The organism is Microcoleus sp. K4-B3, assembly GCF_036704615.1.
GTDB lineage: Bacteria > Cyanobacteriota > Cyanobacteriia > Cyanobacteriales > Microcoleaceae > Microcoleus.
In genome coordinates this window covers 1-8,505 of the sequence record NZ_JAUBSF010000147.1, presented here as the reverse complement: position 1 = coordinate 8,505, position 8,505 = coordinate 1, and the positions used below count along the sequence as shown (strand labels likewise).

General features: G+C 47.9%; 7 protein-coding genes and 1 pseudogene. 3 read left to right on the top strand and 5 right to left on the bottom strand.

Translation table 11 applies throughout. The annotated features are described in order from the left end of the window. Window positions 1–224: 224 nt before the first annotated feature. Together glmS and psaC are read right to left on the bottom strand one after the other, a co-directional pair. Window positions 225–2,147, bottom strand: a complete 1,923-nt coding sequence (gene glmS, locus QUA78_RS30870) for a glutamine--fructose-6-phosphate transaminase (isomerizing) (protein WP_333399207.1) — start codon at window positions 2,145–2,147, stop codon at window positions 225–227. Window positions 2,148–2,307: 160 nt separating this feature from the next. Next, window positions 2,308–2,553 (bottom strand): photosystem I iron-sulfur center protein PsaC, encoded by a 246-nt coding sequence (gene psaC, locus QUA78_RS30865; protein ID WP_015175986.1) that lies wholly within the window; start codon window positions 2,551–2,553, stop codon window positions 2,308–2,310. A 230-nt stretch (window positions 2,554–2,783) separates the two neighbouring features. Between psaC and QUA78_RS30860 the strand changes: the two genes are divergently transcribed. Next, entirely contained in the window at window positions 2,784–2,930 is a 147-nt protein-coding gene (locus QUA78_RS30860; protein WP_333307072.1) for a hypothetical protein, read from the top strand. A gap of 518 nt (window positions 2,931–3,448) precedes the next feature. Here the strand turns inward: QUA78_RS30860 and QUA78_RS30855 are convergent. Both QUA78_RS30855 and QUA78_RS30850 read right to left on the bottom strand, forming a co-directional pair. Next, complete coding sequence (locus QUA78_RS30855) at window positions 3,449–4,552, bottom strand: chloride channel protein (protein ID WP_333399206.1); 1,104 nt, start codon at window positions 4,550–4,552, stop codon at window positions 3,449–3,451. A gap of 453 nt (window positions 4,553–5,005) precedes the next feature. Then, window positions 5,006–5,911, bottom strand: coding sequence for a CoB--CoM heterodisulfide reductase iron-sulfur subunit B family protein (locus tag QUA78_RS30850; protein ID WP_333307076.1), 906 nt, complete (start codon window positions 5,909–5,911; stop codon window positions 5,006–5,008). Window positions 5,912–6,295: 384 nt separating this feature from the next. Between QUA78_RS30850 and acpP the strand changes: the two genes are divergently transcribed. Together acpP and fabF are read left to right on the top strand one after the other, a co-directional pair. Beyond that, window positions 6,296–6,553: an acyl carrier protein gene (gene acpP / locus QUA78_RS30845; RefSeq protein ID WP_333307533.1), complete on the top strand. Its 258-nt coding sequence runs from the start codon at window positions 6,296–6,298 to the stop codon at window positions 6,551–6,553. Window positions 6,554–6,650: 97 nt separating this feature from the next. Further along, complete coding sequence (fabF, locus tag QUA78_RS30840; RefSeq protein ID WP_333399205.1) at window positions 6,651–7,904, top strand: beta-ketoacyl-ACP synthase II; 1,254 nt, start codon at window positions 6,651–6,653, stop codon at window positions 7,902–7,904. 430 nt (window positions 7,905–8,334) lie between these two features. Here the strand turns inward: fabF and QUA78_RS30835 are convergent. Continuing rightward, a pseudogene (locus tag QUA78_RS30835) lies at window positions 8,335–8,505 on the bottom strand (photosystem II q(b) protein); the annotation flags it as partial.

The following is an 8,505-nucleotide window of genomic DNA, read 5'->3' as shown; positions in this document are numbered from 1 at the left end:
GGGCATCGGGCATCGGGCATCGGGCATCGGGCATCGGGCATCGGGCATCGGGCATCGGGCATCGGGCATCGGGCATTGGGCATCGGGCATCGGGCATTGGAGGCAGAGCCTTGAAGGTTATTGATAACACATAACAAATAACCAATAACAACTGTTAACAGTCAACAGTCAACAGTCAACAGTCAACAGTCAACTGCCAACTGCCAACTGCCAACTGAATTTTTTTATTCTACCGTCACAGACTTCGCCAAATTGCGCGGCTGATCCACATCCAAACCCCGACGCGCCGCAATGTGATAAGCCAACAATTGCAGCGGAATCACTGTCACAATCGGTGACAACAATTCATCCACCAAAGGCACCGGCAAAATGTGGTCAAAAATATCGGCTTCCGCCACACCTTGCTTCGGCGTAACGCCAATTAAACGGGCGTCGCGGGCCTTCGCTTCCTGAGCGTTAGACAGCACTTTTTCGTAGACGCTTCCGGGCATGGCGATCGCCACTACAGGCACTTTCGCATCCAAAAGGGCGATCGGGCCGTGTTTCATCTCTCCCGCCGGATATCCTTCGGCGTGAATGTAGCTAATTTCCTTCAGTTTCAGCGCCCCTTCTAACGCAATCGGAAAGTTTATGCCCCGCCCCAAAAAGATAAAATCTTGGGTGTCTGTAAACTGGTGGGACAATTCCTCCACATACTGTTCTTGAATCTCCAAAAACTTCTCAATTTCTGCCGGTAACTGGCGCAAACCAGTAATAATTTCTGCCAATCTATCAGTGCTGATTGTTTGCCGCTGGTGCGCCAAATCCAAAGCTAAGAAATAGAATGCCATCAACTGAGTGACAAAAGTTTTAGTTGCAGCAACGCCGATTTCTATACCAGCGTGGGTGTTGATTACGTGTGGCATCATGTGGGCGATCGAACTTTCGGTTCTGTTAGTAATGCCTAACATTCTCGCCCTGAATTTATCGGTAAAACCGGCGCGGCGCTGCTGTTCCATCCCCAAAGCAGCCAGCGTGTCCGCCGTTTCTCCCGACTGAGTTACCCCAATAGTTAAAGTATTTGCTGTCAGCGGTGCCGGTGCGTAGCGGTACTCCGAAGCGTACTGCACCGCAGTCGGAATATTAGCTAATTGTTCCAACAAATATTTGCCAATTAGCGAGGCGTGCCAGCTCGTTCCGCAGGCGAGAATCGAAATTTGTTCGACATCGGCGCAAAGTTCCTTGGGCAAGTTGAGATTGATGGGAGAGCGCGGATTTCCCGGCTGCCACTCGCTGTCTAAATAAGCCTCCAAACAAGCTCGGACTACGGCGGGCTGTTCGTAAATCTCCTTGTGCATGAAGTGTTTGAAGCCTTGTTTTTCGACTAAAACCGGACTCCAACCAAGGATGCGCGGGCTTTTTTTCAGCCTTTCTCCTGCAAAGCTGTAAACTTCGACTCCCATCGGAGTTAGCCTTGCCAATTCGCCATTTTCTAAGGACAAAACAGTGCGGGTGTGAGATACTAAGGCCGGCGTGTCGGAAGCGCAGAAAAATTCGCCAGCACCAAAGCCAATCACCAAAGGAGCTTGCTGTCTGGCGACAATTATTTCGTCGGGAAAATCGGCGCAAATAACGGCGATCGCAAAGGCTCCTTCTAACCTATTTACGACCTTGGCAACGACTTCCAAAAAGGACAAATCAGCAATTTTTTCGGGTTTTTTCTCTTTTCTTTCTTCCTTCTCCCTTTTTCCTTCTTTCAAAAACTCAGCTATTAAATGAGGAATAACTTCTGTATCGGTATCCGAGACAAATTTATGTCCCTTTGCTTTCAATTCTTCCCGCAACTCGCGATAATTTTCGACAATTCCATTTTGAACTACCGCAATTCGCCCGCTATTATCCAGGTGAGGGTGAGCGTTATATTCCTCTGGTTTGCCGTGAGTTGCCCAGCGGGTGTGTCCGATACCGATGGGAGCCGGAGAGTCTATCTCTGCTAGCTTTTCCCGGAGGTTGTGCAATTTGCCCTTGGCTCGGATGCAGGTAATTTGTCCCTCCGAGATGGTAGCGAGGCCCGCTGAATCGTAGCCCCGGTATTCTAGTTTCTCCAATCCTGCTAGCAAAATCTCGCTTGCTGCTTGCGTGCCGATATAGCCAACGATTCCGCACATTTAACGTACTACTCCTGCTTAGCGATCGCAATAAAACTCACGTTTTATCATTTTTACCTTCTTCCGGCCCCAGAATGCAGATTCCGCGACAAAAAAAGAGGGGGCGATTAAATTGCCCCCTCTTTTGTGCCCGTAATTCGATCGGTGTGTCGATCGATATTTAGTAGGCTAGACCCATACTGCGAGTGGTTTCTGCTCCCAGGTAAACCCGGATGCTCAGAAAATCGGTAGGGCAAGCAGTTTCGCACCGCTTGCAGCCTACACAGTCTTCGGTGCGGGGAGATGAGGCAATCTGAGCTGCTTTGCAGCCATCCCAGGGCACCATCTCCAAAACGTCAGTCGGACAAGCGCGGACGCATTGAGTGCAGCCGATGCAAGTATCGTAAATTTTGACTGAATGAGACATTGAATAAAGGCTCCCAACGAGTCACTAAAAATTTGCTGCCTCTGCGAATTAACAGATTTGACGGTGAGGTGCCACCGCTATAGCCTGCACAGAGAATTAAAGGTTAGTCTACCGCAGTGCTTGGAAGCACTTCGCGAAAAAGCGACAAAACTTCACAGTTATTCACGCTGGGAGTCTTATAGAACCCATTTGGGATATATTAATTCGCCAACCGTTTGAGCATCAGCCTGATGAAATACAAATTGAGTTTGGCAGTAGTATTGATGAGAGTCTGCTCAAAGTTCTTGACCAAACTCTTACAGCCTTACATCCAAGCCTTTGACCGTTTAATCACGATCGCCAGTTGCCACCACGACAAATCCAGTTTTCCCCTCTAGTCCCACTTTTTCGGCTTTCGTTAGTTTCCGTGCCAGTTTAAACCGGATCTGGGTCATAATCTGGGGATAGAGTTTTTACTTTCTCTGCGATGAGCTGATCCGGGTGATACCCCTTGCCCTTGCAGAACGATCGTCTTCGGAATATTAACGAGCCCGAGTGTGAAAGTAATCGCAGTTGTGAATCAACATTTCTATCCAGCCACATTCATCAGACACACTGGTTTTTGTGCAATGGAGCTGAGATATTGCACCATTATCAATAACCCTTCTATGGGCGGGCTCTCCTGCCCACCCCACAAGAAAATGCACTTTTTGTGGAAAAGACATCTTGCCTGTTCTAAAGAATGGTGCAAGATATGATATCGATCAAAAACGGCAAGCTGACTGCTATCAACTGCCAGATCTTGTTTGATGCCCTTGGTGCATTTGTAATCACAAAATCTTGGAGACTCTACCCTCGCAGATTGCACGTATTTTTCACGGCTACACGGAGCTATTAGAGGAATTATAGCCTTTGGTTAATCCACTTTACGCTGTGAGCTAATGAAGGGAGATCGGGGAGCCAAGAAGAAACCCACGAGACTCGCGAAGAGAATCGGTGTAAAAGTGCTGAATCCTGTCAACTTGGCGAGTAGCAGAGTTGTACTAATGGGAGTTCGAGTAACTGTTGAATTCAGAGCAGCCATTACACAAATCATTGCCAAAGTCTCGTTGGATGCGGGATTAACGATCGCGATTGCTTTTCCTAAACAGGCTCCTATAAAAAACAGCGGGATGATAATCCCCCCCCGCCAGCCTCCATTTACGGTCGTACTAATAGCAAACACTTTAGCAATAACTAAAGTCAAAAGAAATTCTAAAGGAAAGTTTCCCTCAACAATTTTTTCAATTTGATGTTCACCAAAGAAACGAGTAAGCGGAAATAAAGCTGATAAAACACCAAGTCCTAGCCCAGCTAAAGTAGTGCGCACATAGATTGGAGTGGGTATCGAATCGAATAAGCGACCAATACTGCGAAATACAGCGATAAAAAACCACCCCATGAGCGCACCTACAATTCCATAAGCAATCGCTGCGCCAAAGTCATAAAGGCTGTCCACATTGTATTGAGGAAAATGCCAGGTAGGACCTATTCCTAGCTGGGTAATTGCTACAAAGATGGTGTAACTTGCACAACTTGCCACTACCGCAGGCAATATTGCTTCAAAATACTCGACAACATTCTGATGGTGCAGGATTTCTAAAGCAAAAAAAGTACCGCCCAAAGGAGCACCGAACAAAACTGTAAAACCAGATGCCATGCCAGCAATACTCAAAGTTCGCAGTGCCTCTCCGCTCAATTTAAAGCGATCGGCCAACCACGTACCAATTGAACCTGTGACTTGCACCATTGGTGCTTCTGGACCAGCACTCCCTCCACTTGCAATACTGATTAGCGACGACAGAATCATCGAAGGATTCTCGTTCATGGGTAATCGCCCACCATTGAGATGAATATTGTCAATAATCAACCCTATTTCGCCAGGATTTCCCAGCCAATGAATTATCAAGCCGACGAGCAAACCAGCAACGGGCATGATGATTAGTAGAGAAACTCCACTAAAATATTCAAATCCCAGCATTATGTAAGACAAAAATATCCAATAACTTGCAGCAAACAAACCACAAATGATTCCTAGCATTGCCCATAGCAATACCGGACGTGTGAGATTTACTGGGTTTCGTTTCATTGCTTATTCCTTGTCAATAGCTAGCCAGTTAGAAAGTGTTAAAAAAGTATTTTGTCTAATGGTATACAACTTTTGTTGTCTGCATATTAACCTACCACCCACCACACTTGCTTTTGAGTGTAGATTCGGGCTATCGAATGCGCTTTAACAATCGCAGTCTCACAACGGCAGTCCAAGACTGAACTCAAAAATGTACGATCGCGATCGAGCGTCCCGCTAGCACTCGGGTATAATTCCGATCTAACGGGATTGGATATTACAAAGAACCAAAGTCCTGACTACAAACCTGGATTTGAGATGAGAAAGGACTTTAGTCCTTTCTACAAAGCCGCGCAAATCGATCGACTAAAAGCCTAATTTTTCTAATACGGGCTTAGTTGAAACAATATGTCGATCGAGCCCTAGTTTTTTCGGCTCCACACCCAAAGCCAAAGCCACCAACTGCGGTAAATGCAGCACCGGCAAACCCAATTTGCGCCCGATTACTTTTTCCACCTCCGGCTGTCGCGAATCCAAATTTAAATGACAAAGCGGACAAGGCGTTACCATACAATCAGCCCCATTGTCAAGAGCATCTTGAATATGTTTGCCTGCCATCTGAAAAGATTGGTTAGTGGCATAACTCGCCAACGGCCAGCCGCAGCACTGCGTCCGCCCTCGATAGTAAACCGGAGTTGCGCCGATCGCCCGAAATACATTTTCCATCGATTCCGGTTGGTGCGGGTCATCGTAAAGCAGCTTATCCTGAGCTCGCAGCAGGTAGCATCCATAAAAAGACGCGCACTTCAAGCCCGAAAGCTTGCGGGTGACTCGCTTCTGCACCTCGTCGAGCCCGTAATCTGCAACGATCGCCCACAACAGATGTTTCACCTCGGTACTGCCTTGATAAGGCGAACAGCCTTGTTTTTTTAGTAAACCGTTGACTTTTTCTATGTAGTTGGGATCGGTTTTTTGGCAATCCTTGAGGCGATCGTCCACATGACCGATTACCCCTTGACAAGTGCTGCAATGCGTCAGCAAAGGCAGATTCAGTTCCTCAGCCAAAGCAATATTGCGGGCGTTGACGGTATCTTCGAGCAACTGCGAATCTTCCTTGAAAGTGCCAGAACCACAGCAAGAAGCTTTTTTGAGTTCCACCAGTTCAATCCCCAGCGCTTGAGTCAGTGCTTGAGTAGAAAGGTAAAGTTCGCGGGCGGCCCCTTGGGCAACGCAACCGGGAAAGTAAGCATATTTGAGATTTGGGGATGGCATAATTGTTGCTGCTGGGGAGACAAGGCAAGGGACAAGAAAGGAGAGCGATCGAAGTCGGGAGGCTTCCTGCTTAGTTTTCCCTCTTTATAATTAACGTATCACCGCCTAGCTAGGAGCCAATTGTCAGTTTTTCTCAAAGATTTTGAGTCCATGACTGACGCACCCTCGACCAAAAACCCGGTTCCTCAACGGTATCAGGTGGCTAAACGAGATGATTGATTTTGGGCTATTGGGGGTTTTTTGCCTTAGTCCTAGAGTTGCTGCGATCGTCCTTGCCCCAATTGTCGCTAGCCCGTGTCACTTAGAAAAGCGGCCAGCCTTTCTGTTGCAGATCCCCCTTTCGGATAAGATTAGATACGCAGCAACCAATGAGGACACGATGTTATGAGCCAAGACGACATTTTTACTAGAGTCCAGAAAATTGTGAAAGAGCAACTGGAAGTCGAGAATCTGAGTGATGTCAAGCCCGAATCCCACTTTGCTAACGATTTAGCAGCAGATTCCTTAGATACAGTAGAGCTGGTAATGGCCTTGGAAGAAGAGTTTGATATTGAAATTCCCGACGAAGCAGCCGAAGGAATTACTACGGTTCAAGCTTCTGTAGATTTCATCAGCAGCCAACTGGCAGCTAAAAAATCATAAAATACCTGTCTTTTCCCCAAAGAGGAGAGAAGTTAGAAAACTGAAAACTCCTCTTTTGTTCTGCGTTCTGGGTGTTTAATTTTTTGAAACTGAAATCATGACAAATTTAGAGCGTAAGCGCGTTGTTATCACGGGTCTCGGCGCGATTACACCGATCGGCAATACCTTGTCCGAGTATTGGGACGGGTTGCTTGCCGGGAAGAATGGTATAGGCCCGATCACCTTATTCGACCCGTCGCGGCACGACTGCCGCTTTGCCGGAGAGGTGAAGGGTTACGACCCACACGACTATTTAGAGCGCAAGGAAGCAAAGCGGATGGATCGCTTTGCTCAATTTGGGGTGTCAGCGAGCAAACAGGCTCTTGCTGATGCGAAGTTGGAGATTAATGACCTGAACGCAGAACAGGTGGGTGTCATTCTTGGCACTGGCATTGGTGGCCTGAAGGTTTTGGAAGACCAGCAAGAGATATATCTGACTCGCGGCCCCGATCGATGCAGCCCGTTTATGATTCCCATGATGATTGCGAATATGGCCGCGGGCCTGACGGCGATTCAAACGGGCGCTAAGGGGCCGAACTCTTGCACGGTGACGGCCTGCGCTGCCGGGTCAAATGCGGTGGGCGATGCGTTTCGCCTAGTTCAGGGGGGTTACGCGCAAGCCATGATTTGCGGCGGTACGGAAGCTGCGGTGACACCTTTGTGCGTGGCGGGTTTTGCTGCGGCGAGGGCGCTTTCGACTCGCAACGATGACCCGACTCATGCTTCTCGTCCGTTCGATCGCGATCGTGATGGTTTTGTCGTCGGCGAAGGTGCTGGCATTCTGATTCTAGAAGAAATGGAACACGCTCTGGCGCGCGGCGCGAAGATTTACGCAGAAATCGTCGGCTACGGTTTAACTTGCGATGCGTATCACATGACTTCTCCGGTACCGGGGGGGGACGGTGCGTCGCGGGCGATGGCTTTAGCGCTCAAGGATGGGGGTTTGACGCCGGATATGGTGAGCTATATCAACGCTCACGGCACGAGCACGCTTCCCAACGATTCTACTGAAACAAAAGCGATTAAGCGGACTTTGGGAGACCACGCTTACAAAGTAGCAATTAGTTCTACTAAGTCAATGACCGGTCATCTTTTGGGCGGTTCTGGGGGAATTGAAGCGGTGGCGACGGTAATGGCGATCGCCAATGACAAAATCCCGCCGACAATTAATCTGGAAAATCCCGATCCTGAGTGCGATTTGGACTATGTTCCCCATACAAGTCGCGATCTAAAAGTTGATGTGGCGCTGTCGAATTCTTTTGGGTTTGGCGGCCACAACGTGACTCTGGCATTCAAGAAGTTTGTTCAGTAACGGGTAATCCAAAAGTCTAAAATTAAAAGGTGAAAAATTAATTTTTCACCTTTTAATTTTAGATTGGGCGATCGGCTGTTAAGTAAATCAACTTAATTCAGCCTAAAATGCGAGCGCGGGTTAGAGCCCCGCAACACTTTAACTGCTGCGGGGTTCTGGATATTCTGTTTTTTGATTAGCCGTTGCTCATATCATGTCCGGGCGAGGGCTTGACTCAAAATGCTTACTTGTCATGAGTCAAGCGCAACGAAGTAAGCGCGTTGCCGAAAAGGCGAGATTCTTCAGTTCCTTCATGACTCAGAATTACAACTACTCAAGCGGACTTGATATCACTTAGTTTGTTAACAGAAGGAGAACTCTAAAAATATTTTTCCCCAAACAAAAAGCGCCCCTATTTCTAGGAGCGCTTTTTGTAATCGAGGACTAAAACTTAGCCGTTGATAGAAGGAGCAACCATTGCTACGGGAGTTGTCTCACCAGCAGCCAAGTCGAGAGGGAAGTTGTGAGCATTGCGCTCGTGCATTACTTCCATACCCAAGTTAGCGCGGTTGATCACATCAGCCCAAGTGTTGATGACACGACCTTGAGAGTCGATAATCGA

Excerpts from the sequence above, each read along its gene's own strand:
- acpP (WP_333307533.1), top strand. The coding sequence starts at position 6,296 with ATGAGCCAAGACGACATTTTTACTAGAGTCCAGAAAATTGTGAAAGAG.
- glmS (WP_333399207.1), bottom strand. The coding sequence starts at position 2,147 with ATGTGCGGAATCGTTGGCTATATCGGCACGCAAGCAGCAAGCGAGATT.
- psaC (WP_015175986.1), bottom strand. The coding sequence starts at position 2,553 with ATGTCTCATTCAGTCAAAATTTACGATACTTGCATCGGCTGCACTCAA.
- QUA78_RS30850 (WP_333307076.1), bottom strand. The coding sequence starts at position 5,911 with ATGCCATCCCCAAATCTCAAATATGCTTACTTTCCCGGTTGCGTTGCC.
- fabF (WP_333399205.1), top strand. The coding sequence starts at position 6,651 with ATGACAAATTTAGAGCGTAAGCGCGTTGTTATCACGGGTCTCGGCGCG.
- QUA78_RS30855 (WP_333399206.1), bottom strand. The coding sequence starts at position 4,552 with ATGCTGGGATTTGAATATTTTAGTGGAGTTTCTCTACTAATCATCATG.
- QUA78_RS30860 (WP_333307072.1), top strand. The coding sequence starts at position 2,784 with ATGAAATACAAATTGAGTTTGGCAGTAGTATTGATGAGAGTCTGCTCA.